Source organism: Corynebacterium glaucum (genome assembly GCF_030408855.1).
Taxonomy (GTDB): domain Bacteria; phylum Actinomycetota; class Actinomycetes; order Mycobacteriales; family Mycobacteriaceae; genus Corynebacterium; species Corynebacterium glaucum.
The window spans coordinates 2,168,826-2,193,020 of record NZ_CP047358.1; the positions used below are offsets into that span (position 1 = coordinate 2,168,826).

The window sequence follows — 24,195 nt, forward strand, 5'->3', positions numbered from 1 at the left end:
CGGCGCGGGCAGTGTTTGGCTAGCGCACCACCTGCGGCGCGAAGAACGCGAACAAACCGCCGAGCGCCGCGAGCACGGCGACGATCACGCCGACCGCAGCAGGCATACCGGATCCAGACGAGCCTGTGGAACCATCCTGCTGCGGGTTCGGCGACGGTTCGGAGCCGGCGTTCGAACCCGCGCCGGCAGCCTGGTTTCGCACCGCGTCAGACGCGGTGAGGCGGCCCTGCTTGGAGAAGTCCTGGTACTTGATCAGCTTCGTCGTGCCCTCCGGGTTGGTGGCACTGTGGCCAGCCTTGAAATCCCAGGCCTCGACGCGGACGCGGTCGTCGTAGATCTTCACGCGGAGGCCGGATGCGGCCTGCTCGTCCACGATTTCCTCGTCGTGGTCGCCGTCGGGCATGTACTCGTTCAAGATCGCACCGGTGTTCACTACCGGGAATCCGATCGCGCCTTCCTGAGTGCCGTCGTAACGTCGCGTCCCCCACCAGTTGTTCTGGTACAGCGATGCATGCGAGTGGCTGGTGAATGCAACGACGTCGTTGTACTTCGACAGGACGTTGGAAAGTGCCTGCTGATTCTCGAAGTCGTTCTGGTACCACGCCGAGTGGGACATGGACACCGTCTGCGGCAGTAGCGGGTGGGTGAAGACGAGTGCAGTCACACCCTGGCTATCCCAGTACGCGAGGCGAGAGTCGAGCCAGGCGAGCTGCTCGGCCGACAGGCGTTGAAACGGTTCTTTACCGTCACGGTCGGAGTCTTGGTAGTACTCGGTGGAGATGCCGATCATCGGCACACCATCCACGACCTTTTCAAACCACGGCTTGTCCTGCCCGGTGTGCTCGCCCGCGTACTGCATGTAGCGGTCCATCTTTTCTTGGAAGTCCAGCTCGTGGCCGTAGAGCTCGTGGTTGCCGATGGTCCAGAACTCCTCGCCGGAATCGTGCGGCACTGCCTCGCGTGCGGCGAGGAAGGTGTCCCACTGTTCCTGCGTGCCCAGATCGACCAGGTCGCCGTTGATCACCAGCGCGTCAGCCTTTTCAGGCATCGCGTTGAGCCGCGCCACTGCCAGCTTGAAGTCTTCGGGGTCATCTTGGGTGTCAGAGATGACGTCGATAATGGCCTTCGGCTGCTCCGCGACCTGCGTGAACGGAGCACGAACCGCAACATTGTCCAGCGCCCACCAGTAGTCGTCGTTGCCGCCGAGGTAGGAGAAGGTCACCTGCATCTGGCTCGCGCCGGCCGGAACATCGATCTCGAAGTACTCGTGGGAGGAGTAGCGGTCCGCATCGAACGTGGCGACGGTCTGTTGTGCTCCCCCATCGAAGCTCACGCTCACCTGGGCGGTCTGGCCCGACTTGCCCTGGCGGTAGTGGTGGTCGAACTCGAGCGCGACGGTGCCCTGGCCACTGACGTTGATGTTGGCGCTGGTAAGTGAAGCGTCCATCGAGTCGCGCGGCGCGAGGCGCTGCTGCTTCGAGTCGATGATTGCCACCTGATCGTGGCCCTGGGTGAAGTAGTGGCGCTGTTCCGTGCCAGACGTCCAGGTCCAGCGCCGAATGGTGGAGAGCGTCCACCCGTTCCAGCGTTCCTCGCCAGAGGTCACGCCGGTGACGTCTTGTTTCCAGCCCTTCGGCATGTCGTGGGTGAAGTGGGCCGGGTTCGGGACTGCATCGAAGCTTTCGAAGTACAGGTACGGACGGGCCGAAGCGGGCAGGCTTTCCGGTTGAGCGGCGACGGCCTGGGTGAGGCCCAGCGGAAGAGCGATGACAGTAGCGGTTGCGATGGCGGTTGCGGTGGCGGTAGCGAGGAACGAGTTGCGCAGCGTCATACGCCAAAAATTACTCCACCCGACCAGGTTCCGCTTGGCAAGCTTTCAGCCCACTCTCAGCGAATTTGGCAGCGATTACCGGCACCCTTTCCCTTACTAGACAGGGTGGTGTATTTTCTCCATACAGATCGGTTTCCGGGCCGCCAACGGTTGCCAGGAAGACCGTCTCACCTGCAAGAGAAAGTAGAACAACATGTCTATCATCCCGAATCGCAAGCGCATCGCGGCGGGCGTCGCCGCTGTCCTCGCAGCAGTGAGCCTCACCGCTTGCTCCTCCGACTCCTCCGGTTCGAGCGACTCCGCCGGTTCCGATGCCCCTTCCGCCTCGAGCAGCTTCCGAGATGTGGATGCCATCAAGGAGGACGGCACGGTGAAGATCGGCGTGTTCTCCGATAAGGCGCCGTTCGGCTACGTCGATGCGAACGGCGGCTACGCCGGATACGACATCGAGTACGGCAACCGCCTCGGCGAGGACCTCGGCGTCGAAGTTGAGTACGTCCCGGTCGAAGCCGCCTCGCGCGTCGAGTTCCTGGACACCAACAAGGTCGACATCATCCTGGCCAATTTCACCGTCACCCCGGAGCGCCAGGAGAAGGTCGACTTCGCCAACCCGTACATGAAGGTCTCGCTCGGCGCGGTCACCCCGGATGCCAAGCCGCTGAACAGCGTCGAGGAGCTCGAGGGCAAGAACGTCATCGTGGTCAAGGGCACGACCGCAGAGGCTTACCTGGAAGAGAACCACCCGGAGATCAAACTCACTAAGTTCGAGCAGTACACCGAAGCCACCAATGCGCTTATCGACGGCCGGGGCGACGCCTGGGTCACCGACAACACCGAGGCGCTCGCATGGGCTGAGCAGACCCCTGGTTTCACCGCGACCATCCCGACACTGGGTGACATCGACACGATCGCTGGCGCAGTAGCCAAGGGCAACACCAGCCTGAAGGACTGGATGAACGACGAGCTGGTCGAGCTGGGCAAGGAGAACTTCTTCCACGACGCCTACGAGAAGACCCTGAAGCCGGTCTACGGCGACGCGGTCTCCGCAGACGACCTCGTCGTTGAGGGCGGCAAGCTCTAATCCAATGGATTTCTCGGTCGTCGCCGATAACATCCCGGTCTACGCTCAGGCGGCAGTCCTCACTGTGAGGGTTGCCGCCAAAGGCATTTTGCTGGCGTTTCTCGTTGGCGCGCTCTGCGCCACCATCAGGTACTTTCGCATCCCGGTGCTGCGCCAACTCACCACGGCCTACATCGAGGTCTCCCGCAACACTCCCCTACTTGTGCAGCTCTTCTTCCTCTACTTCGGCCTGCCGAAGTTGGGCATCGTCATCGAGTCGGAGACTTGTGCGGTAATCGGGCTCGGGTTCCTCGGCGGTTCATACATGGCCGAGGCAATTCGTGCGGGTCTGGAAGGCGTGCCGGCCAGCCAGATGCAGTCGTCGTTAAGCCTGGGCATGAGCCGTACCCAAGCCCTGCGACATGTGATCACTCCGCAGGCCACTGCCCTGGCTCTGCCCGCGCTGACGGCGAACATCATCTTCCTGATCAAGGAGACATCGGTGGTGAGCATCGTCGCACTGCCGGATTTGGTGTACACGGCGAAGGAGCAGATCGGGCAGACCTACGAAACCCGCGAGGCGCTGCTTCTGCTGGTCACGTTCTACCTGATCATTTTGCTGCCCATTTCGCTGGTGGCCGGTGCCGTTGAGAGGAAGGTGCGCGCGAATGTTTTCGGATCTTGAGGTACTCGCGCAGGGCAACAACTTCGCCCGCCTGCTCCAAGGCCTCGGAGTCTCGGTGCAGATCGCGCTGATCTCCATGGCGCTTTCGATCGTGCTGGGTACGCTCCTTGGCGTTGTCATGACGTCGAAAAGCAAAATTGTGCGGGTAGTGACCCAGTTCTACCTGCAGTTTGTGCGCATCATGCCGCAACTGGTGCTGCTGTTTCTGGTGTACTTCGACCTCACGCGCGGCTTCGGGATCAACCTCGACGCCAAGGTTGCGGCAATCATCGTGTTCACCCTGTGGGGCACCGCCGAGATGGGCGATCTGGTGCGCGCCTCTATTCAGGCGGTGCCGCGGCACCAATACCTCTCCGCCGCGGCGCTGGGCATTGAGGGCCGCGACCTCTACCGCCACGTGGTGCTGCCGCAGGCGGTGCGCGGGCTGTTGCCGCTGACCATCAACCTGACCAACCGCATGATCATGACCACCTCGCTCGTGGCGCTAATCGGCGTCGTCGAGGTGCTCAAAGTCGCACAGCAGATCATTGACGCGAACCGTTTCGACTACCCCAGCGCCGCCCTGTGGATCTACGGCGTGGTGTTTGTGCTCTACTTCCTCGTGTGTTTCCCCATCTCGCTCGCCGCGCGCAAGCTTGAAGAAAGGTGGCAGTAAATGGAGCTTTTGAAGCTTCACGACGTCCGCAAGACCTACCCCAACGGCCACCGAGCCCTCGACGGGGTGAGCTTGAGCGTGGATCGCGGCGAGGTCGTGGCCATCATCGGCCCGTCCGGTTGCGGTAAGTCGACCCTGCTCAAAACGGTCAATGGCCTCGAGCCGGTGGACTCGGGGCACATTCTTGTCGACGGCCGCGACGTCACCCTCGCCACGACGCGCCTGAAAGACGTGCGCGCTGATGTGGGCATGGTGTTTCAGTCCTACGACCTGTTCCCGCACCTGACGGTGATGAAGAACCTGCTGCTCGCCCCCAAAGTGGTGCAAGGTGCGAACGAGGCGCAGGCGCGCGAGCGGGCCATGGAGCTGCTCGAGCGAGTCGGCCTGGCGGATAAGGCAGACGCGCGCCCGCGCGAGCTATCCGGCGGGCAACAACAGCGCGTGGCAATCGTGCGCGCGCTGATGATGGAGCCGAAAGCATTGCTTCTCGACGAGATCACCGCCTCCCTCGATCCCGAGATCGTTCGGGAGGTGTTGGAGGTGGTTGTGGGACTCGCGCGCGACGGGATGACGATGCTTGTGGTGACTCACGAGATGTCGTTTGCGAAGGCAGTTGCCGATCGCGTGGTGTTCATGGACGCCGGTCGCATTGTGGAGGTAGCGCCGCCGGAGGAGTTCTTTGCATCGCCGTCCAGCGATCGCGCAAAGCGCTTCTTAGACCAGCTGGTTTTCTAGGGCGTTCGGCTGCCGAGGTGTTGGCTAGCTGAAGTCGCTGGGAGCTTTGCATTGGGCGCGGGGCCGGCGCCCCTGCATTTGTCCGGCATTTGCCCGGCAATGGTACAGACAAGTTGAGTAGTCGAATGCTGCACGCCACTTTCTTCTAGCAACATGGTTCTCACCAGTGATAATGACCACGAATCCCGCAAGATCCGCTTCCTGCATTCAGCACCGATTTGACCTAACCGCTACTCTTCTTGGGGGAAATGGTTCTATTTTCTGGAGCTTATTTATACTTGCTCTCGCCCTACTGATCTTCCCAGGAGACTTTAATGAAGAAGACCTTCCGCGCCAGCCTCGTTGCCGTTGCGCTTGGCGTCAGCACGATCACCGTTCCGGCCGCGTTCGCTCAGGAACCGACAACCTCCGCCGCTACCGCCAACCAGTCGGGCGATCAGTCGATCGCAGAGGCAGAGGCCGCGGTTAAGGACAAGGAGCAAGCCCTCGCTGCCGCCAAGCAGGAAGCTGCGTCCGCCAAGGCTGCGGCTGAGACCGCTGCCGCAGCCGCTGCCGAGGCACAGGACAAGGTAGACGCTGCGAAGAAGGAAGAGGCCGCGGCCGCAAAGCCGATTGCAGATCTCGAAGCCGCACAGGCAAAGAGCGATGCAGCGCAGAAGACTGTTGAGGACCTCCGCGCCGCCGAGATTGTCCAGGAAGAGCGCCTCTACACCGCAATGGTGGAGCTGGAAGCTGCAAAGGAGCGCAGCCGCAACGCAATCAACCACGTCGACGTGCGCAAGGCCACCGCCGACGTGCTTAAGTGGACCAACGAGCACCTCGCCGCGATCAAGGACCTGATCGCGGCACAGGAAGCAACGAACGCAGCACGCCCGGAGGCAGAGACCGCCCTAACTGAACTGACAGCTGCCGAAGAGGCCGCAGCCCCCAAGCAGGCTGCTTTGACTGAGGCGCAGGAGAAGACTGCTGCAGCTCAGGCTGAACTGGAGAAGGCTAACGCTAAGAAAGCCGAGGCCGAAGAGGCGCTTAAGGACGCCAACGACAAGGTCAAGGCACTAGGGGGGCAGACGGACGCCGAGCCGACCACTTCGGAGACCTTGACCGAGTCCTCCACCTCCTCCACCAAGCCGGCTGAGCCGACTACCTCGGAGGCGGAGCTGACCACTTCGGAGTCTCCGATCGAGTCCTCCACCGCGACCACCGAATCCACGACCACCACCGAGGAGGCTGAGCCGACCACCTCGGAGGCCGCGAGCGAGACCGCGACCACCACCGAGTCGACCACCACTCAGCAGCCCAAGCCGCGCCCCACGACTCCGGTCGCTGACGCTGTAGTTGGCGTGATCACGGTCATCTCCACCACCATCACCACCCTGTGGGATCAGGTGAAGCGCGCATTCCCGTGGCGCCGCTAACTATTAACTTTCGCCCAGAACGCCTTTAGCGCCGCGCGCCCCACGCGGCCTGCACGCCCGCGTCGCGTTCAGCTTCGGTGAACAGCGACGGGGCGAACTGCTGCTTCACGTTTGCCACGGTCTCGGCGGACTTGCCGGCAAAGTTGCCGGCTAAGGCAAGCGCGTCTTCGAGGCTGCCGCGGCCGACGGCGAAACCGGTAGCTACCGCGGTATCGACGTCCAGCGGAAGCCCCGCAAGCAGCATCGCGCGCGCCCTGGCCCCGCCGATGAGTTCGGTCAACGCTTCGACGGGCCAAGAATCGACACCGATGCCAATCTTGGTGACCGGAAGCGAGCAGACCGCGGTCTCGGAAACAACCCGCAGATCGCAGGCCATCGCCAACATCATTCCCGCACCGATCGCGGGCCCGTTCAAATAGGCAACCGCTGGCAGCGGGCTCGCGACAATAGTGCGCATCAGCTTGGCAATTACGGGATAGAGCGCGTCCTGGAAATCCGTCTCATCCAAATCGGCACCCGCGCTGAACACGGTGCCCTCCCCGGTCAGGACGATCGCCCGGGTTGAGGAGGGCGGGTGCAAGATTCCGTCGATAAGCAATGTGCAAAGCTCCTGGCTGAGCGCATTGCGTTTCTCGTGCCGGTCGAGCGAAATTACGCGAACCGGCCCGGAGTCGACGACCTTAATCACCGATCTGATCGCGCCCCCGCTTAACGATCTTCGGGTCCGGCTCGCCCACGATCTCATGATCCTTGTTCGTGTACTCGAACTTGCTCAGAATGTAGCGCATCGCATTGAGGCGGGCGCGCTTCTTGTCGTTGGACTTAATCGTGATCCACGGAGACTCGTCGGTGTCCGTGTAGCGGAAAGTCTCCTCCTTCGCGCGCGTGTAGTCGTCCCACTTATCCAGGCTGGCCAGGTCCATCGGGGAGAGCTTCCACTGGCGCACCGGATCCACCTGGCGGATGGCGAAACGGGTGCGCTGCTCCTTCTGCGTGACGGAGAACCAGAACTTGGTCAGCGAAATGCCAGAGCCGAGGATCATGTTCTCCAGCATCGGCACCTCGCGGAGGAACTCAGCGTGCTGCGACTCGGTGCAGAAGCCCATCACTCGCTCCACACCGGAGCGGTTGTACCAAGAACGGTCAAAAAACACGATCTCGCCCGCAGCAGGGAAGTGTTCAATGTAGCGCTGGAAGTACCAGGAGGTACTTTCGCGTGGCGACGGCTTCTCCAACGCCACGGTGCGCGCTCCGCGCGGATTGAGGTGCTCATTAAAGCGCTTAATAGTGCCACCCTTACCAGCGGCGTCGCGGCCTTCAAACAAGATGATGTGGCGCTGACCGGTATCCTTCGTCCAGTTCTGCCACTTCAGCAGCTCAATCTGGAGGGCGCGCTTCTTCTCCTCGTACTCATCGCGGCTCATCCGCTCTTCGTAAGGGTACTGCTCGCGCCACGTCTGAATCGGCGTGCCGTCCGGCATGAGGAGCACCGGGTCGTCCTCATCAGAATCGTCCACGATCCAGCCTTCGGTCGCGGCGAGGTCGATCATCGGCATATCGTCTTCTTTGTGGTCAGCCATACCGGGAATCTTACGCTGACCGGCCACATGTTGCGGGGTGAGATGGTGGCGGATCAGGCAGCGGTTGCAATGCAAAAAGCCCCGCCAAGATTGGCGGGGCGAACTGCGAGCGCTTTCTCAGCGCCTAAGCCTTAGAGCAGGCCGAGCAGCTTGTGAGCGTTCTCAGCAGCGCCTGCGAGGGACTTCAGGATCTCCAGAAGAGCGCCAGCGAGGTGAGCGTCGGAGGAGACGAACTTCCAGTTCTCGAGAGCGGTGGTGATGTTTTCCATGGTTTGCTCCTATTCAGCAAGTATGAGTTGGTGGGTGGCACTGAGTGCCGGGTGTCATTAAGTCCGAGAGAACTCAGACCGTCGACTTACTAGTTAGCCTTAGCTTCCGGGGTCAGTCCGGTTGCCTTGTCGTTCAGCTCGGTGAGCTTCAGGAGGAAGTCCGGGACGAAGCGGAACAGGCCGACGATGTTCTTGCCGAAGGTCTCGAAGTCCTTGAGCGCGGAGATGATTGCGGAGAGATCCATGTTGTCCCCTTAAGTGTTGGTGCCAGATGCCTGGCGAGGTTTTGACAGTTTCCTGACACCCTTCGAGGGGCATCACGGGTTGTAGTATGCCACAGCCAATCTTTCGCGCAAGAGATTCCTCTAAATTCTCAGCCGGATTGGTTTCGAGTATTTTGGCGGATTAGTTAACCCCAACGTTAACTTTTGTTAAGTAATTCCGGCTACCAGCAACATTTGTCGCCGAAAGGTGAATGCCGAGTTACAGCCCTCTTGTTGATGTAACACCAGTGCACAAAATGCCCGATAAGAGCATCCAAAGCAGGCTTTCCAGGCTCCCACATCCGGGGGTGATACGGCATCGACACTAGAGTTATCCGCAACGCCCTCACAGAACCCTCCCCTACTTCCAAGGAGCTCCGATGGCCGCAGAGTGGCACGAACTTCAACCCGACGGAGCACCGGCTGCGCCCACCGGGGCCGCAACCTACCGCGTGATCTACCCGGCGCCGGGCGCACGGGGCGAGGTCACCATGTCGGGCCTTGTCACGGTGCCCGAAAGCGCCGCCGCAACCGAGGCTGGAACTGCAGTGCCGCTACTCTCCTTTGCCCACGGCACCACCGGCATCTCAACCTCGAGCGCGCCCTCCTTATATAAGGAAGGCGACCCGATCGGGCGCTACATCGAGCGCTCAACGGTCTTCCTCCAGAGCTGGGTCGATGCCGGGTTCACGGTTCTGCAGCCGGACTACGAAGGGCTTGGCGTGGAGGAAGTCGGCGGGACCTACCTGCACCGAGTGAGTTCCGCCGGGGCGATCAACGGTCTGGTCGAAACTGCGAAGGAAAAGTTCAATGCGCAGCACTGGGTGAACGTTGGTTACTCGCAGGGCGGGTACTCTGCGCTTGCGGCAGCGGACAACCCCACAGAGGGACTAGTGGGAACCGTGGCGATCGCGCCCGGTGACACCGAGCTGGTGAACAAGAATCTGCGCATCATGGGCATCGGCCCGGTGGACGTCGCGCGCATGCTCTCAGGCCGCGCGGTGCGCTTCTTCCCCATCGTGCTCGCGTCCGCGATGAACGCGTTTGAGGACGTCGACGGCGACGCCTTCCTCTCCGACCTCGGGCGCGAGCTCGTTGCGAAGGCGAACACTCTGACTCTCCCCGAGTTAGAGGAGGAAGTGGAAGATATTTCCGGCGGAGACCTCTTCTTCTCCAATGCCGACACCACCGTGCTGCAGGCGCGCCTGGATGAGCAGCGTCTCGAGCTCATGCACCCGCAGGGCCCAGTCCTGGTCCTGGTCGGCAACCAGGACACCACCATCAACCGCGAACACGTCATCGGCCAGGTCAACGCCTGGGAGGCGGCGGGCGTTGAGGTGAAGTACGTCGAGCTCGACGGCGTGGGCCACGGCAAGTCCATCTCGGAGGCTCAGGCGCCGATCCACGAGTGGGTGGCGCAGCGCGACGGTCGCGCCGCTCGGTAGAACAAGGTCGGTCACAATGGGCCGTCGATAAGCATTGAATGCGAAAAACCCGCACGAAGCGGGCTTTCCTGCGGGAGGGGGCAGAGCTTACATCATGCCCATAGCTTCCGGATCCATGCCAGCGCCTGCGCCAGCCGGCTCCGGCTTGTCAGCAACGACAGCCTCGGTGGTGAGGAACAGTGCGGCGATGGAAGCAGCGTTCTGCAGCGCAGAACGGGTCACCTTCGCCGGGTCAGCGATGCCGTTAGCCAGCATGTTGATGTACTCACCGGTGGCGGCGTTCAGGCCCTCGCCCTCCGGCAGGTGCGCAACCTTGTCGGCGACAACGCCCGGCTCCAGGCCGGCGTTCAGCGCAATCTGCTTCAGCGGTGCGGACAGTGCCTCGCGGACGATGCGCACGCCGGTAGCCTCGTCGCCCTCAAGACCGAGGTCGCCCTCGAGCTCCTTGGCAGCCTGCAGGAGTGCAACACCACCGCCGGCGACGATGCCCTCCTCAACAGCAGCCTTCGCGTTGCGCACGGCGTCCTCGATGCGCAGCTTCTGCTCCTTGAGCTCCACCTCGGTGGCAGCACCAACCTTGATCACTGCAACGCCACCGGCCAGCTTGGCCAGGCGCTCCTGCAGCTTCTCACGGTCGTACTCGGAGTCGGAGTTCTCGATCTCGGCGCGGATCTGCTTCACGCGGCCCTCGATCTGAGCCTGGTCGCCGGAGCCCTGAACGATGGTGGTCTCGTCCTTGGTCACCACAACCTTGCGTGCCTGGCCGAGCAGCTCGATGCCGGCGGTCTCCAGGGACAGGCCGACCTCCTCGGAGATGACCTGGCCGCCGGTGAGGATCGCCAGATCCTGCAGCATGGCCTTGCGGCGATCGCCGAAGCCCGGTGCTTTCACAGCCACAGACTTGAAGGTGCCGCGGATCTTGTTCACCACGAGGGTGGACAGGGCCTCGCCCTCGACGTCCTCGGCGATGATCAGCAGCGGCTTACCGGACTGCATGACCTGCTCGAGCACCGGCACGAGCTCCTTGACGTTGGAGATCTTGCCGGAGACCAGCAGGATGTACGGGTCCTCGAGCACAGCCTCGCCGCGCTCCATGTCGGTGGCGAAGTATGCGGAGATGAAGCCCTTGTCAAAGCGCATACCCTCGGTGACCTCGAGCTCCACGCCGAAGGTGTTGGACTCCTCGACGGTGATCACGGACTCCTTGTTCACGGAGCCGTTGCCCACGGCGTACATCGCCTCGGCGATCTTCTTGCCGATCTCCGGGTCACCGGCGGAAATGCCTGCGGTGGACGCGATCTCCTCCTGGGTCTCAACCTCCTTGGCGGAGTTGAGCAGGGACTGGGAGACCTTCTCGGTGGCAGCCTGGATGCCGCGCTTGATGCCCATCGGGTTGGAGCCGGCCGCGACGTTGCGCAGGCCTTCGCGCACGAGCGCCTGGGCGAGGACGGTTGCGGTGGTGGTGCCGTCGCCGGCGACGTCGTCAGTCTTCTTCGCAACTTCCTTGACCAGCTCGGCGCCGATCTTCTCGTACGGGTCCTCGAGGTCGATTTCCTTGGCGATGGTCACACCGTCATTGGTAATCGTCGGCGCGCCCCAGCTTTTCTCCAGCACCACGTTGCGGCCCTTTGGGCCAAGGGTGACGCGCACTGCGTCTGCCAGGGTGTTCAGTCCGTTTTCGAGGCTGCGGCGTGCTTCCTCGTCGAATGCAATCATCTTTGCCATGTGAGTTTGTTGCTCCTTATATATATGGGAACGAGCACTCAATTCGTCGGTTCCAAGCAGGCGCCCGCGACGGCACGGCTGATGAGTGGTTCAGCCTCACCTACTCGAAGGTTCATTTAGCACTCGCATTGTTCAAGTGCCAGCACCCATTTTTAGCACTCGCATGGGTCGAGTGCAAGATCGGCGCAAGGTTTCAGCACCCAGGCTCTTTTCGCTTATCGACGGCCCTTTCAAACGCGAATCCAGTCCAAAAATGCGGTGGTAGCGTGGGGATATGAGTAACGACGGTACAGTAAACAGCGCAGCGACCAGCACCGATTTCACCTTCTCGCCGAACCGAGAGCGCATCTTCCAGGAACTCTCGGAGCTGATCTCCCATTACTCCCCGCACTCTATGCCGGAGCACGCCGCGACCCACGAGGAAGCCGCAAAGTGGGTGACTGCCAAGCTCGAGGCGCTCGGTCTTGACGTCACCCGACACCCGACCGTGGATGATGCGGACACCATCATCGGCGTGAAGGAGCCGGTGGGCGATGCCCCTACCGTCCTCCTCTACTCCCACTACGATGTCGTGCCCGCCCAGAACCCGGCCGTGTGGACGAACGACCCACTCGAGCTCGACGAGCGGGGCGGCCGCTGGTACGGCCGCGGCGCCGCGGACTGCAAGGGCAACGTCATCATGCACCTCGAAGCTCTGCGCATGGTCCAGGAGAACGGCGGCACCGACCTCGGCATCAAGGTGGTCGTGGAAGGTTCGGAGGAGCTCGGCGGCGACGACGGCTTGGGCAAGCTCATCGACGCCAATCCCGACTTGTTCACGGCAGATGTGATTTTCATTGGCGACGGTGGCAACGTGGCCGCCGGCATCCCGACATTGACCACCCACCTACGCGGTGGCGCGCAGGTGCGCATCAAGGTGGCCACCCTCGAAGGGCCAGTTCACTCGGGCGGCTGGGGCGGCGCGGCACCGGATGCGGCGCATGCGCTGATCCGCATCATCGACTCCTTCTTTGACGAGCACGGACGCACCACCATTGAAGGCGTGGACACCACTGCGAAGTGGGAAGGCGACCCGTACGACCGCGAGACGTTCCGCAAGGATGCCCGCGTACTCGATGGGGTGCAGCTGCTCGGCACCGTCGACGACGAGCCGGCAGACATGGTGTGGGCACGCCCCGCCATCACCGTCATCGGCTTTACCTCGGTGCCGGTGAAAGACGCAACGAACATCGTGAACTCGACCGCCGAGGCCCAGTTCAACCTGCGCGTGCCCGCACCCCAGTCTGCTGCCGAAGTGGCGAAGAAGGTGGAGGAGCAGATCTACGCACGCGCGCCGTGGGGCGCAAAGGTTGAGGTGAGCGTCACGGGTGTGAACGAGCCGTTTTCCACGGACCCAAACGGTCCGGCGGTGCAGCATTTTGGCAAGTGTATGCAGGACGCCTACGGCGCTGAGCGCCTCACCGTGGTTGGCACCGGCGGTTCCATCCCGCTCACCGTGACCCTGCAGAAGAACTTTCCCGACGCAGAGTTCGCGCTGTACGGTGTCGCGGATCCGGCCGCGAACATCCACGGCATTGATGAATCCGTCGACCCGACGGAAATCGAGCACGTCGCCATCGCAGAGGCAACGTTCCTGCTCACCTACGGAAAATAGACGGAGCATGTGCGTGAGTTGATAGTTGTGTTGCAGATCACTGTTGTATCGGCTACTGTGATCTGCAACACAAAGAACTCTCCTTGTACTCCGAGTAGCCGAGGCTACGGACCCCGCCGCGTAAACAGACCCCGCGGCGCGCGGAAGTAGTCGTTAGCACCCCACTACCAGGGTCAGACCCCAGCAAGGCCCCAGCTACTTCAAGGAGTACCGCCCATGTTCACCGCCACCGCCACCAGCACCGCCGCTACCCACACCGATCGTACCCACTCGCTCCACGGCGCACTGCACCTCTTGTCGACGGCGCACCCGCACCTCGAGGGTCACCCGCAGCACGCGCCTCACGCTGAACCGGCTGAGCAGCACATCGAGCCCGACCCACTCAAGGCGCGCTACGAAATCGACGCCAACCTCCCCCGCGAGCTTCGCCACGAAGCACGCGACATGGACTGGGGTCTATTCATAGCCACCTACGCGCCGGAGCCGACGCTGAAAGTCACGCTCACTGCGTGCAAGCAGAAGGATTGGATGAAGTCCGAGTACTCCTTCGACGTTTACGCCAGCCCGAAGGCTTCCGCCTCGCGGAATTTCCACGAGACGATCGAGGCTACCGGCCCAGTTCGCGCGATCAGCCAGCTCCTCGACCGCCACCGCCGCTACGTCGAGATCCTCGCATTCCACCAGATCGAGATCTTTGAGGCGACCGCGACCTGCCTGAAGATCGGTCACTCCGAGCGCGATCACCGCAAGGCATGGGTCATTGGTTTCGGCGGCACCCCGGAAGCGTCCGCGGCCGCCGCAATGTCTGCCGGCGCACAGCGCATCCACGGCAACCTCTAAATATCGGCCGATAGTTGAACCGTCAACGGCAACCCCGGCGCCCGGCCTGAAAGCCGGGCGTTTTCGCTGCTCGGAGGGTGTCGCGTGTCGATTGCGCTCGGCTTATGTAAAATGCCAAGCGTTGGCCGCGCCATGTAACCCTGACGCGCCTTTTATCTTGTCGCCACTTTGTGCAAGTTAAATACGGTGTTTCTCACAACGTTTCTTACGACGTTTCCAAACTGAGTTCGAAGAGTTTTCAACGGTCGCGGCCTCGCCACCCCAACTGCTACGCACCGAGGAGGGCCGTAGGACGTGCTGACGCTGCTCATCGCGCTATTCGCCACGACGGTTGCAGCACCGGTTCTTCTGCGAGTGATTGGGCGCCCGGCGTTCGGCATCCTCGCAATCGTCCCGGCCGTTGGCTTCGGTTGGATGGTCAGCCTGTTCAATCGTGGCGTGTTCCGCGACGGCGGCGAGATCGTTGCGGCGTTTCAATGGATGCCGTCGACGCACCTTAATCTGGAATTCCGGCTTGACGCCCTCGCGGCGCTGTTCAGCCTCATCATCCTGGGTGTCGGCGCGCTGGTGCTGTTTTACTGCTGGGGCTACTTCGACCAGAACCCGCGCCGCCTGGCCAAGTTCGCCGCCGAGCTGACCATGTTTGCCACCGTCATGTACGGGTTGGTGATCTCGGACAACTTCCTACTGATGTACGTGTTCTGGGAGCTGACCTCGGTGCTGTCGTACCTGTTGGTCTCCTACTACGGCGAGCGCGCCTCGTCCCGGCGCGCAGCCATCCAGGCTCTGCTGATCACGTCGTTCGGCGGCCTCGCGATGCTTGTGGGCATCAATCTGCTCGGCGCGCAGACCGGCATCTGGAAGCTCTCCGAGATCTCCCAATTCGCCGACCTCGAGGCCACCACCGGTATCTCGGTCGCGATCGTGCTCATCATGCTTGGCGCGCTGACCAAGTCGGCGCAAGCCCCGTGGCACTTCTGGCTGCCCGGTGCGATGGCGGCACCGACCCCGGTCTCGGCGTACCTGCACTCCGCTGCCATGGTGAAGGCGGGCATCTATCTGGTCGCGCGCTTGGCGCCGGACCTCGCCGCGGTGCAGACCTGGCACCTCGTCGTCCTCACCACCGGCTGCGCGACCATGCTGCTCGGCGGCTGGATGGCACTGAAGCAGCGCGACCTCAAGCTCATCCTCGCCTACGGCACCGTTTCGCAGCTGGGATTCATCACCGCGGTGATTGGCATCGGTTCGCGCGAAGCCACCATGGCTGGCCTGGCGCTCACGTTCGGACACTCGTTGTTCAAGGCGACGCTGTTCATGGTGGTCGGCGCGATCGACCACGCCACCGGGACGCGCGACATCCGCAAGCTCTCGGGCTTGGGCAAAAAGGAGCCGATCATTGCCATCCTGGCCATCGTGTCGGCGGCCTCGATGGCGGGCATCCCGCCGCTGTTCGGCTTCGTGGCCAAGGAAGCCGCGCTCGAAGCGGTGCTGCACGAGGAGCTGCTCACCGGTATGCCGGGCAAGATCACGCTCGTGGTGCTGGTCGTCGGCTCCATCCTCACCATGGCGTACTCGTTGTACTTCCTGCACGGGGCGTTCGCCACCAAGGGCGATGTTGAAGACGTCGACGACAAGGGCTACTCCCCGGTCGTGCGCGAGATGCACGACATCGTGCCCACCATGTGGCTCTCCCCGCTCGTCCTCACCATTTGCACGGTGGTCTTCGGCATGTTCCCGGCGTGGTTCTCGGGGGCCTTTAACGATTACTTGGGAGTGCGCTTCCCGGCCGTCGATAAGCAAGAGCTCAAGCTGTGGCATGGGGTGACTGTGCCGCTGATCCTGACTGTGGTGATTGTTGCTGCTGGTGCGGTGATGTTCTGGCAGCGTGACCTGGTGCGGCGCGCACAGCCGGAGCGCCCGGCGCTGGGTGATGCCGACGCAGTATGGGACAACCTGCTCAGTGCCCTGCGGACCATCTCGCTGCGCCTGACGGCGTCGACGCAGCGCGGCTCGCTGACCATCAACCTGGCGATGATTTTTGCGACGCTGATGGTGGTGCCGCTGGCGTACCTGATCTTCGGCGAGAGCAACAGCATCCGCATGATTCTGTGGGACAGCGCGTGGCAGGGCATCGTGGTCATCATCATGGTGGCCATGGCGGTATTTGCCACACTGCAGAACAACCGCCTGTCTGCGCTGGTGATGGTGGGCTTGACCGGCTACAGCCTGGCGATGATCTTCGCACTCCACGGCGCACCGGACCTGGCGCTGACGCAGGCGCTGGTGGAGACCATCGTGATGGTGATTTTCATGCTGGTGCTGCGCAAGATGCCCACCGAGGTTGAGCCGCGCACTGACGACAACCGCCTGCGCGCGTGGCTGTCTATCGGCGTGGGACTCAGCGTGACCACCGTGGCCATGACCGCGATGTCCGCGCGGGTGGCGGATCCGATTTCGCAGCACATGCCGGATCTGGCGTACGAGATCGGCCACGGCCGCAACACCGTGAACGTGCTGCTGGTGGACCTGCGCGCGGCCGATACGTTCGGCGAGATCATTGTGCTAGTCATCGCGGCGACCGGCGTGGCCAGCCTGATCTTTGGCACCGGCAAGTTCGGCCGCGCGTCGCGCCGACCGACGCTGTCCACCACAAAGGCGCGTTGGCTCGCCGCCGGCGTGGCCAGCGAGACGGAGCAAAACCGCTCCATCATGGTCGATGTGGTCACGCGCATTCTGTTCCCGTCAATGATGCTGCTGTCCGTGTACTTCTTCTTCTCCGGCCACAACGCGCCGGGCGGCGGTTTCGCCGGCGGACTTGTTGCGGCGCTTGCGTTCTCGCTGCGCTACCTCGCGGGCGGGCGCGAGGAGATCGAGGAGGCGCTGCCCATCGACCCGGCGAAACTGCTGGGTGCCGGCATCATGATTTCGTTCCTCGCGGTGGTCACCCCGCTGTTCTTCGGCTACCCGCCGCTGATGAGTAATTACGTCAGTTTGGAGCTGCCGCTGATCGGCGAGTTCGACGTGCCGAGCGCGCTAGTCTTCGACGCCGGCGTGTACGTCATCGTCATTGGCCTGATCATGCACGTCCTCACCTCCATGGGTGCCTACCTCGACCGCGAGGAGGACCTGCGCAAGGAGCGCGCCCGCGACCGCGCGCGAGAGCTGCAGGAGAAAAACCAGAAGCGGCGCAACAAGCAGGCAAAAGTACGGCAGGCTCGGCAAGAGGAAAGAGTTGACTTTGCGACGGCCGGTTCAACCGCAGTCGACACCAAGCTCGACGCCAAGGTCGACACCAAGAGGGAGGACAACGACTAGATGGAAGCGAACCTGTTCCTCCTCATCGGCTCCGGCGTGCTGATCACGTGCGGGGTGTACCTCATGCTGGACCGCGCGCTGACCAAGATGATCATGGGCGTGCTGTTGATCGGCAACGGCGGCAACCTGCTGCTGCTGCAGGCCGGCGGTCAGGCGGGCTCCCCGCCGATCCTCGAGCGCTCCTCCGAGGTGGCCGCGGAGATGGCGGACCCGCTCGCGCAGGCGATGATCCTCACCGCGATTGTGATCTCGATGGCGCTCGCGGGCTTCATGCTGTCGCTGGCCTACCGCCAGTACCGCTACCGCACGGACGACATCATCGAGCGCGATGAAGAGGACCGCGCCGTGGCCACGCGCCCGACCACCCCGTCGGCCGCACCGGATCACGACGCTTCCGACGACCCGGAGACCGGGCGCCTGTCGTCTTCGGGCGACGCCTTCGGCCCGCACTTCTTCGAGAACCCGGTGAGGGAGGCCGACGGTGAACGTTAGCCTGCAGCAGTTTGCGGACACCGCGCTAGTCGCGATGCCGTACCTCACGGTCATGCCGCTGATCCTGCCCGCCGCAGCCGCCGGCCTCATCCTGATCTCCGGGCGCCACCTGCGCACTCAGCGCACCATTGCGCTGTTCACGCTCTTCGCGCTCGCGGTCATCTCCGCCACGATGATCATCGCCGTGGACATCCACGGCATCCAGACCGTGCAGATGGGCGGTTGGGACGCTCCCATCGGCATCACGCTTGTGAGCGATCGCTTATCGACGATCATGCTGTTCGTCTCATCCATCGTCCTGTTCGCAGTGATGTGGTACGGCATTTCCCAAGGTGTTCGCGACGGCGATGAGGATGACCCCGTCGCTGTGTTCCTGCCGATCTACATGCTGCTGTGCATGGGCGTGAACCTGTCCTTCCTCGCAGGCGACCTGTTCAACCTCTACGTCGGCTTCGAGGTCTTCCTCGTCGCCTCCTATGTGCTGCTGACCATGGGCGCCTCCCCCGGCCGCGTGCGCGCCGGCATCGGGTACGTGATGGTTTCCATCGCATCCTCGATGGTGTTCATCTTCGCCCTTGCGATGATCTACTCCGCGGTAGGCACGGTGAACATGGCGCAGGTAGGCATCCGGATGGAGGAGATCCCGCAGGGCACCCGGGCTGCGATCTTTGCCACCTTGCTCGTAGCGTTCGGCATCAAGGCGGCGATCTTCCCGCTCGATGCCTGGCTGCCGGACAGCTACCCCACCGCGGCCTCACTGGTGACGGCCGTCTTCGCGGGCCTGTTGACCAAGGTCGGCGTGTACGCCATCATCCGAATGCGCTCCACCGTGTTCACCGATGGCTCGCTGGATACGCTTTTGATGTGGGTTGCGTTGCTCACCATGATCGTCGGCGTGATGGGCGCGCTCGCCCAAAATGACATCAAACGTTTGCTGTCGTTCACCCTGGTCAGCCACATCGGCTACATGATCTTCGGCATCGCGCTCGGCTCCGTCGCCGGGCTGTCCGGCGCGATTTTCTACGCAGTGCACCACATTTTGGTGCAAACCTCGCTTTTCCTCGTGGTCGGCCTGGTGGAGCGCCAGGCTGGCTCGGCGCAGCTGCGCCGCTTGGGCTCGCTGATGTACACCGCACCCTTGATCGCGATCCTCTACATCATCCCGGCGCTAAACCTCGGCGGCATCCCGCCGTTCTCCGGATTCCTGGGCAAGATCATGCTCATCCAGGCAGGTGCGGAGGACGGCTCCTGGCTGGCGTGGGTACTCATTATCGGCGCCGTGGTCACCTCTCTGCTCACGCTCTACGCGATGATCCTGGTCTGGTCGAAGGCGTTCCTGCGCGACCGCAACGACGCCCCCGAAGGCGATGTCGCCATGGCGCGACCATCCACCTTGGCGGACCGCTACGCCACGACCACCGTCGCCGAGCGCCAAGACCCGGGCCGCATCCCGGTGGGCATGATCATGTCCACCGCGCTGCTGGTGACCACGTCGCTATCCATGACCGTGCTCGCTGGCCCGATCTCGGACATTACCGACCGCGCCGCACAGTCCACCCAGGACCAAGCGATCTACCGCGACGCGGTGCTCGACGGTGACCTGGACAACCCGACCCGGCGGCCGGAGGAGTTCGCTAAACCGTCAACCGGTGCCGGTGGCTACGACTCGCTGGAGCAGCGCAAGACACTCGGCGAGGAGCAGGCACCGCAAACCACCGGTGTGACCACCGAACAGGTGCCGGTCCCAGTCCACGACGAAGGCGGTGACCAGTGATGCTGCACGGATTCAAGAATCGCTTTCGCGGGCCGTTCGTCGTTTGGCTCACGCTGATGTGGATTCTGCTGATGGGCGAGCTGAGCTGGGGAAACCTCGCGGCTGGCCTCGCACTCGCGGTCCTCCTCGTGGTGCTGCTGCCACTGCCGGAAGTGCCGCGCCAGGATACGAAAGTGCACTGGGGCAAACTCGTCGCCTTTATCTTCATCTGGGTCCGAGACCTATTGGTGGCGTCGGCGAAGGTGGCGTGGCTCGCGCTGCGTCGTCAGGAGCCGCCGCCGAACGCCATCGTCCGGGTGCCGATGCGCGTGTCGTCGGAACTGGTCCTCTACCTGGCCACCTGTGCGTACAACCTGCAGCCGGGCGGGTCTGTCACCGACATCGACATCGCCAACCGTGAGTGGACCATCCACATCCTCGACGCGCGCGACGAGGCCGCGGTGCAAAAAGAAATCCGCAACGTGCAGACACTGGAGCGCCAGATGATCGAGATTTTCGAAGGTAGGAGGTAAGCGATGGACGCCACCGTGTACAACATCTTCCTCGGCGTCGCGGCCGTGCTGATTGCCGTGGGGTTCGTCATCCTCGCCTGGCGCGTGATTGTCGGACCGGATTCCATGGACCGCGTGCTGGGCAACGACGCCATCACGGCCTCCCTGCAATGCGCGCTCGCGCTCTACATCTGTTGGACACTGGACACCACCGTGGTCAACGTGATGATCGTGATCGCACTGCTCGGATTCATCTCTTCGCTCTCCGTCGCGCGTTTCAGGAAGCGGGATGGTTCGCTGTGATCACCGACATCATCTCGCTCATCTTCATCCTCCCCGGCGCGTTCATGGTCTTCTCCGCGGCGGTGGGCACCGTGCGCTTCAAGTCCACCCTTGCGCGCGTCCACGCGATCACAAAACCGCAGACCACCGGTCTGCTGCTCATGATCACCGGCACCATGATCCGCCTCGTCGGCGCACCGGATTTCAGCGTCTACGAACGCGGCGACATCGGCATGATGGTCCTGTTGGTCATCTTCGCGCTGATGACCAACCCGGTCACCGCGCAGCGCCTCGGCCGCGTCGCCCGCATGGAGGGCCTCTACGGCCCGGAGGAAGACCTCACGGTCAACGAGCGCCCAGCCACCTACCACCCAGGCCGCGTCAACCCCACCAGCGATGCCACCAAGACCCAGAAGGCAGGCAAGTCCGGCAAGGATGTTTAGTTACCCGGTTAGTTACCAGGTCAGCTCAGTCATCTCTTGCACAGAGCTCTTGACGACGGCGCGCCAGTCCCCGGTCTCCTGATAGATGCGGCGCTGTCGCTGGTATCCCGCGCCACGCTCCAGGATGTCCTCAACCAGCCGCAGTTCCTCGACGCAGTCGAGGTCCTGGGCGGTGGGCAAGAGCTCGTCGACAAGCAATGAAAGCTCTTCCGACACCCACCGTTCGTCTGTGGCCCTGCTGGTGATGACGACTGCTTCGAGACCGTAGCGCGCGCCGCGCCACTTGTTTTCCGCGACGTGCCACGGCTGGAGGGTGGGGAGCGGCTCGCCGGCTTCGAGCATGCGGTCGTAGTGCACGACCAGGCAGTGGGTGAGCGCGACGATGGCGGCGAGTTCGCGCAAGTTGGAGGTGGCGTCGGAGATGCGGACCTCGATCGTGCCCCATTTCGCGGCGGGGCGGACGTCGAAGTGCATCGAGCCGGTGTGGTTGATCACGCCGGAGGTTTGTTGGTCGTGCATAAAGCCGACCCACTCGTCCCAGTTTTGGAACTGGTACGGCATGCCCGCGGTGGGAAGTTGCTGGTAGAGCATGGTGCGGTTGGACGCGTAGCCGGTGTCCAGGCCCTCCCAGCCGGGGCTGGATGCGGAAAGGGCGAGCAGGTGCGGGTACTTCGTCATGATCGCGTTGATGATCGGCCAGACTTTATCCTCGTGGCTGATGCCGATGTGGCAGTGAATGCCCCACAAGAGCATTTGTTTGCCCCAGTACTGGGTGCGGTTGATGATCTCCTCGTAGGTGATCTTCGGGCTCAGCGCCTGCTCGCGGAAGTCGGTGAACGGGTGGCCGCCACCGGCCCAAAGCAGCAGGTTTTGACGCTTTGCGACGTCTTGGATCCGCGTCAGGTCGCGCTGCAGCGCGTCGACGGCCTCGCGGATGTTCGCGCACACCGGGGTCACCAGCTCGATGGTGTTCTGGAGGAACTCGCGCTCGAGGTGCGTGTCGGGATGCTTTGATACGACTTCGTCGATCACGTCTGCCGCCCTGGGCACGAGGTCGAGCGTTTCCGGGTCAAGGACGCCGACCTCCCACTCCACGCCGAGGGTGTTGTCGGTAGAGCGGGCGAAATCGCGGAACGGATCCATTGCCATGGTGGGTAAGTGTATTGGCTGGGGTCCGCGGCGTAGGTCTCGCACCGGATTTGTATTCCGGCGCCGGCGGTGCGCCAGGCGCTACCTGGTGAGGACGACGGTGATCGCGTTGCGGTTTCCGGCCGCCGGCTCCGGCAGCCCGGTCGCGTCCTGCGGAAGATCGTTGGTCGCGCGCGGGACGCCACCGACTTGCTGCGCGATGTCTGCCGCAACCTGCTCCGCACCCGGAACCTGCGGGTCGAAGAACACGGTGGTCTCCGGGAACACACCGTATTGCTGCTCCGGCATGTTCATCGTCGCTGGGTCGGGCGAGTTGTTGGCCACGTTGAACTGCGAGTCCAGACGCGCTGCGGTATCGGAAGCCGCATTCGGCACTCCGGAGTTGTTGAACACGAACACCTCAGCGTTCGCTGCGGTCAGCGCGGTGCCGCCTGCCGCCGGAGCGGGAGCCGGCGCGTTCGGGTCCTGGGCGTCTGGCCGGTTCGGATCCTGCGGGTTCGCGCCGTCAGCCGCGGTCGCGTTCGGATCCTGCGGGTTCGCGCCGTCAGCCGCGGTCGCGTTCGGATCCTGCGCGCCAGTCTGGCCAGCCCCCGCACCAGCATCTGCGCCTGCACCCGAATTTGAACCCGCGCCCGGCGCGCCGGTGTTCGCCACGGTCTCAGTCGCCGCGGTCGTGGCCTCGGTGCTCGCTGGTGCCGCGTCGTTGTCCGCACCGCGGTTTTGCATCATCGCGTAAATGCCCCACAGCAGCAGCAACGCCGCCACCGCGATCAGGATCATCGCCAGCCCGCGCTTGGGCACCCCACCAGCAGCAACCGCGCTCGAGCCAGCAGAGCTTTTCGCTTGTCGACGCCCCTTTCCACGCACTTCCCCATCCCCACGCTTACCTCGCGTCGCAGCTGCGGTGCCCGCGGCACCAGCTGCCGCCGCACCAGCGGCAGCGGGGATGACGGAGGTGTTGTCGTCGTCAGCGTATTCACCGTAATCATCGGCGTACTCGTCGTATTCGCCGTAGTCTTCGTACTCCTCGTCGGCATCGCGACGGTGGGCGCCACGGTAGTCGTCGACATCTTCGAACTCGACGTAGTCGGCCGCGTCATCCGCGTCATCGGTGCCATCCAGATCGGCCGGGACCGCTGCAGGGTACTCGTCGACGGGGTAGGCGTCGTGCGGCTCGAGGCGGCCATCATCCCCGTGGTCACCGCGGTCGCCGGGGTTGCCGAAGTTGTACTTAGTAGTCACACGCGAGACATTAGTCTCAAGTCACAGTTGAGGGTTTACGACGCGCCGTTGAACGAGGCGTCGCGAAGCCTTTGCAAACGGCGAACCAACTGGGGGCTTGACTCGAGCGCATCGGGTGAGTCGAGCAGGGCGTTGAGCCGCTGGTAGTAGCGCACGGGGGTGATCCCGAGCTCCCGCTGAATCGCTTCCTCCCGCGCGCCGAGCGAACGCGGAGCGTGGGCGGCGAAGTCGAGGACGGCGATATCGGTGTGGGAAAGCATGCCTAATATATACAGCATGACCATTAGACCAATCGTGATTTACGGCGACCCCGTCCTGCACACGCCCACAAAGGAAGTGACGCAGCCGGTTGCGGAGCTACAAGAGCTCATCGCCGACATGCACGAGACCATGGACGCCGCACACGGCGTTGGCCTGGCCGCGAACCAAGTCGGCGTCCCGTTGCGGCTGTTCGTCTACCACTGCCCGGACGGCGAGGAGATGCGCCGCGGCACCGTGATCAATCCCGTGCTGGAGACCAGCGAGATTCCGAAGACCATGCCGCGCGACGACGGCGAAGACGACGAGGGCTGCCTCTCGGTCCCGGGTGAGGGTTGGCCCACCGGCCGCGCGGACTGGGCGAAGGTCACCGGGTTGGACGAAAACGGCAAACAGATCGAGGTCGAGGGCACCGGTTTCTTCGCGCGCTGCCTGCAGCACGAGGTCGGCCACCTCGACGGCTACGTCTACACCGACGTGCTCACCGGCCGCTACAAGAAGGAAGCCAAGCGCGCGATCCGCGACAACGGCTGGACCGAGGCCGGCAACACCTGGCTGCCGGGCACGGATCCAGACCCGTTCGGGCACTAGG

24 protein-coding genes are annotated in these 24,195 nt (G+C 63.2%); 15 read left to right on the forward strand and 9 right to left on the reverse strand.

Features of this window, described 5'->3' with window-relative positions:
• Positions 1–19 precede the first annotated feature (19 nt).
• On the reverse strand, positions 20–1,831 hold the full coding sequence (locus CGLAUT_RS10575) for a metallophosphoesterase family protein (RefSeq protein WP_290185091.1): 1,812 nt from the start codon (positions 1,829–1,831) through the stop codon (positions 20–22).
• Between the two features lie 193 nt (positions 1,832–2,024).
• On the opposite strand from CGLAUT_RS10575, the gene CGLAUT_RS10580 reads away from it, so the two are divergent.
• The 5 genes from CGLAUT_RS10580 to CGLAUT_RS10600 all read left to right on the forward strand — a co-directional run bounded on the left by CGLAUT_RS10580 (position 2,025) and on the right by CGLAUT_RS10600 (position 6,381).
• Entirely contained in the window at positions 2,025–2,912 is an 888-nt protein-coding gene (locus CGLAUT_RS10580; RefSeq protein ID WP_095660700.1) for a cysteine ABC transporter substrate-binding protein, read from the forward strand.
• Between the two features lie 4 nt (positions 2,913–2,916).
• Entirely contained in the window at positions 2,917–3,576 is a 660-nt protein-coding gene (locus tag CGLAUT_RS10585) for an amino acid ABC transporter permease (protein WP_095660701.1), read from the forward strand.
• Positions 3,560–4,231, forward strand: a complete 672-nt coding sequence (locus CGLAUT_RS10590; RefSeq protein WP_095660702.1) for an amino acid ABC transporter permease — start codon at positions 3,560–3,562, stop codon at positions 4,229–4,231. The genes CGLAUT_RS10585 and CGLAUT_RS10590 overlap by 17 nt, the downstream gene beginning before the upstream one ends.
• On the forward strand, positions 4,232–4,966 hold the full coding sequence (locus CGLAUT_RS10595) for an amino acid ABC transporter ATP-binding protein (RefSeq protein ID WP_095660703.1): 735 nt from the start codon (positions 4,232–4,234) through the stop codon (positions 4,964–4,966).
• 314 nt (positions 4,967–5,280) lie between these two features.
• Complete coding sequence (locus CGLAUT_RS10600) at positions 5,281–6,381, forward strand: hypothetical protein (protein WP_290185093.1); 1,101 nt, start codon at positions 5,281–5,283, stop codon at positions 6,379–6,381.
• A 25-nt stretch (positions 6,382–6,406) separates the two neighbouring features.
• On the opposite strand, the gene CGLAUT_RS10605 is transcribed toward CGLAUT_RS10600, so the two are convergent.
• The 4 genes from CGLAUT_RS10605 to CGLAUT_RS10620 form a co-directional block, all read right to left on the reverse strand.
• Positions 6,407–7,069 carry an enoyl-CoA hydratase-related protein gene (locus tag CGLAUT_RS10605; RefSeq protein WP_290185095.1) on the reverse strand — a complete coding sequence of 221 codons (663 nt, stop codon included), beginning with the start codon at positions 7,067–7,069 and terminating at the stop codon, positions 6,407–6,409.
• Positions 7,062–7,961, reverse strand: coding sequence for a polyphosphate kinase 2 (gene ppk2, locus CGLAUT_RS10610; RefSeq protein WP_290185096.1), 900 nt, complete (start codon positions 7,959–7,961; stop codon positions 7,062–7,064). The genes CGLAUT_RS10605 and ppk2 overlap by 8 nt, the downstream gene beginning before the upstream one ends.
• A gap of 131 nt (positions 7,962–8,092) precedes the next feature.
• Positions 8,093–8,230, reverse strand: coding sequence for a hypothetical protein (locus CGLAUT_RS10615; RefSeq protein ID WP_290185097.1), 138 nt, complete (start codon positions 8,228–8,230; stop codon positions 8,093–8,095).
• 89 nt (positions 8,231–8,319) lie between these two features.
• Positions 8,320–8,475 (reverse strand): hypothetical protein, encoded by a 156-nt coding sequence (locus CGLAUT_RS10620; protein WP_290185099.1) that lies wholly within the window; start codon positions 8,473–8,475, stop codon positions 8,320–8,322.
• Positions 8,476–8,873: 398 nt separating this feature from the next.
• Here CGLAUT_RS10620 and CGLAUT_RS10625 point away from each other — a divergent pair, with 398 nt between their 5' ends.
• Positions 8,874–9,938: an alpha/beta hydrolase family protein gene (locus CGLAUT_RS10625; RefSeq protein ID WP_290185101.1), complete on the forward strand. Its 1,065-nt coding sequence runs from the start codon at positions 8,874–8,876 to the stop codon at positions 9,936–9,938.
• A gap of 87 nt (positions 9,939–10,025) precedes the next feature.
• Here CGLAUT_RS10625 and groL read toward each other — a convergent pair whose 3' ends face one another.
• Positions 10,026–11,663 (reverse strand): chaperonin GroEL, encoded by a 1,638-nt coding sequence (gene groL, locus CGLAUT_RS10630; protein ID WP_095660708.1) that lies wholly within the window; start codon positions 11,661–11,663, stop codon positions 10,026–10,028.
• Positions 11,664–11,937: 274 nt separating this feature from the next.
• Between groL and CGLAUT_RS10635 the strand changes: the two genes are divergently transcribed.
• From CGLAUT_RS10635 to CGLAUT_RS10670, 8 genes are all read left to right on the forward strand, one after another.
• Positions 11,938–13,317, forward strand: coding sequence for a M20/M25/M40 family metallo-hydrolase (locus tag CGLAUT_RS10635; RefSeq protein ID WP_290185104.1), 1,380 nt, complete (start codon positions 11,938–11,940; stop codon positions 13,315–13,317).
• A 216-nt stretch (positions 13,318–13,533) separates the two neighbouring features.
• Positions 13,534–14,157: an acetyl-CoA acetyltransferase gene (locus CGLAUT_RS10640; protein WP_290185105.1), complete on the forward strand. Its 624-nt coding sequence runs from the start codon at positions 13,534–13,536 to the stop codon at positions 14,155–14,157.
• A gap of 294 nt (positions 14,158–14,451) precedes the next feature.
• Positions 14,452–17,472, forward strand: a complete 3,021-nt coding sequence (locus CGLAUT_RS10645; protein ID WP_290185106.1) for a Na+/H+ antiporter subunit A — start codon at positions 14,452–14,454, stop codon at positions 17,470–17,472.
• Entirely contained in the window at positions 17,473–17,964 is a 492-nt protein-coding gene (locus CGLAUT_RS10650) for a Na(+)/H(+) antiporter subunit C (RefSeq protein WP_290185107.1), read from the forward strand.
• A 34-nt stretch (positions 17,965–17,998) separates the two neighbouring features.
• Positions 17,999–19,738 (forward strand): Na+/H+ antiporter subunit D, encoded by a 1,740-nt coding sequence (locus CGLAUT_RS10655; RefSeq protein WP_290187136.1) that lies wholly within the window; start codon positions 17,999–18,001, stop codon positions 19,736–19,738.
• Entirely contained in the window at positions 19,738–20,250 is a 513-nt protein-coding gene (locus tag CGLAUT_RS10660) for a Na+/H+ antiporter subunit E (RefSeq protein ID WP_290185108.1), read from the forward strand. Before CGLAUT_RS10655 ends, CGLAUT_RS10660 begins: the two co-directional genes overlap by 1 nt.
• A gap of 3 nt (positions 20,251–20,253) precedes the next feature.
• Entirely contained in the window at positions 20,254–20,532 is a 279-nt protein-coding gene (locus CGLAUT_RS10665; RefSeq protein ID WP_095660713.1) for a monovalent cation/H+ antiporter complex subunit F, read from the forward strand.
• Positions 20,529–20,954, forward strand: a complete 426-nt coding sequence (locus CGLAUT_RS10670) for a monovalent cation/H(+) antiporter subunit G (protein ID WP_095660714.1) — start codon at positions 20,529–20,531, stop codon at positions 20,952–20,954. The genes CGLAUT_RS10665 and CGLAUT_RS10670 overlap by 4 nt, the downstream gene beginning before the upstream one ends.
• Positions 20,955–20,966: 12 nt before the next feature.
• On the opposite strand, the gene CGLAUT_RS10675 is transcribed toward CGLAUT_RS10670, so the two are convergent.
• From CGLAUT_RS10675 to CGLAUT_RS10685, 3 genes are all read right to left on the reverse strand, one after another.
• On the reverse strand, positions 20,967–22,097 hold the full coding sequence (locus CGLAUT_RS10675) for a glutamate--cysteine ligase (protein ID WP_290187139.1): 1,131 nt from the start codon (positions 22,095–22,097) through the stop codon (positions 20,967–20,969).
• A gap of 87 nt (positions 22,098–22,184) precedes the next feature.
• Positions 22,185–23,345 carry a LytR C-terminal domain-containing protein gene (locus CGLAUT_RS10680; RefSeq protein WP_290185110.1) on the reverse strand — a complete coding sequence of 387 codons (1,161 nt, stop codon included), beginning with the start codon at positions 23,343–23,345 and terminating at the stop codon, positions 22,185–22,187.
• 35 nt (positions 23,346–23,380) lie between these two features.
• A complete protein-coding gene (locus tag CGLAUT_RS10685) occupies positions 23,381–23,623 on the reverse strand; it encodes a DUF3263 domain-containing protein (RefSeq protein ID WP_290185111.1) in 243 nt (80 codons plus the stop codon).
• Here CGLAUT_RS10685 and CGLAUT_RS10690 point away from each other — a divergent pair.
• Complete coding sequence (locus CGLAUT_RS10690; protein ID WP_290185112.1) at positions 23,622–24,194, forward strand: peptide deformylase; 573 nt, start codon at positions 23,622–23,624, stop codon at positions 24,192–24,194. The genes CGLAUT_RS10685 and CGLAUT_RS10690 overlap by 2 nt on opposite strands.
• Position 24,195 lies beyond the last annotated feature (1 nt).

What these genes read in the sequence shown, in the direction of transcription:
- groL (WP_095660708.1), bottom strand. Translation starts at nt 11,663, where the DNA reads ATGGCAAAGATGATTGCATTCGACGAGGAAGCACGCCGCAGCCTCGAA.
- CGLAUT_RS10660 (WP_290185108.1), top strand. Translation starts at nt 19,738, where the DNA reads ATGCTGCACGGATTCAAGAATCGCTTTCGCGGGCCGTTCGTCGTTTGG.
- CGLAUT_RS10685 (WP_290185111.1), bottom strand. Translation starts at nt 23,623, where the DNA reads ATGCTGTATATATTAGGCATGCTTTCCCACACCGATATCGCCGTCCTC.
- CGLAUT_RS10675 (WP_290187139.1), bottom strand. Translation starts at nt 22,097, where the DNA reads ATGGATCCGTTCCGCGATTTCGCCCGCTCTACCGACAACACCCTCGGC.
- CGLAUT_RS10575 (WP_290185091.1), bottom strand. Translation starts at nt 1,831, where the DNA reads ATGACGCTGCGCAACTCGTTCCTCGCTACCGCCACCGCAACCGCCATC.
- CGLAUT_RS10595 (WP_095660703.1), top strand. Translation starts at nt 4,232, where the DNA reads ATGGAGCTTTTGAAGCTTCACGACGTCCGCAAGACCTACCCCAACGGC.
- CGLAUT_RS10600 (WP_290185093.1), top strand. Translation starts at nt 5,281, where the DNA reads ATGAAGAAGACCTTCCGCGCCAGCCTCGTTGCCGTTGCGCTTGGCGTC.
- CGLAUT_RS10640 (WP_290185105.1), top strand. Translation starts at nt 13,534, where the DNA reads ATGTTCACCGCCACCGCCACCAGCACCGCCGCTACCCACACCGATCGT.
- CGLAUT_RS10625 (WP_290185101.1), top strand. Translation starts at nt 8,874, where the DNA reads ATGGCCGCAGAGTGGCACGAACTTCAACCCGACGGAGCACCGGCTGCG.
- CGLAUT_RS10615 (WP_290185097.1), bottom strand. Translation starts at nt 8,230, where the DNA reads ATGGAAAACATCACCACCGCTCTCGAGAACTGGAAGTTCGTCTCCTCC.
- CGLAUT_RS10620 (WP_290185099.1), bottom strand. Translation starts at nt 8,475, where the DNA reads ATGGATCTCTCCGCAATCATCTCCGCGCTCAAGGACTTCGAGACCTTC.
- CGLAUT_RS10585 (WP_095660701.1), top strand. Translation starts at nt 2,917, where the DNA reads ATGGATTTCTCGGTCGTCGCCGATAACATCCCGGTCTACGCTCAGGCG.
- CGLAUT_RS10665 (WP_095660713.1), top strand. Translation starts at nt 20,254, where the DNA reads ATGGACGCCACCGTGTACAACATCTTCCTCGGCGTCGCGGCCGTGCTG.
- CGLAUT_RS10635 (WP_290185104.1), top strand. Translation starts at nt 11,938, where the DNA reads ATGAGTAACGACGGTACAGTAAACAGCGCAGCGACCAGCACCGATTTC.
- CGLAUT_RS10690 (WP_290185112.1), top strand. Translation starts at nt 23,622, where the DNA reads ATGACCATTAGACCAATCGTGATTTACGGCGACCCCGTCCTGCACACG.
- CGLAUT_RS10650 (WP_290185107.1), top strand. Translation starts at nt 17,473, where the DNA reads ATGGAAGCGAACCTGTTCCTCCTCATCGGCTCCGGCGTGCTGATCACG.
- CGLAUT_RS10590 (WP_095660702.1), top strand. Translation starts at nt 3,560, where the DNA reads ATGTTTTCGGATCTTGAGGTACTCGCGCAGGGCAACAACTTCGCCCGC.
- ppk2 (WP_290185096.1), bottom strand. Translation starts at nt 7,961, where the DNA reads ATGGCTGACCACAAAGAAGACGATATGCCGATGATCGACCTCGCCGCG.
- CGLAUT_RS10580 (WP_095660700.1), top strand. Translation starts at nt 2,025, where the DNA reads ATGTCTATCATCCCGAATCGCAAGCGCATCGCGGCGGGCGTCGCCGCT.
- CGLAUT_RS10655 (WP_290187136.1), top strand. Translation starts at nt 17,999, where the DNA reads ATGCCGTACCTCACGGTCATGCCGCTGATCCTGCCCGCCGCAGCCGCC.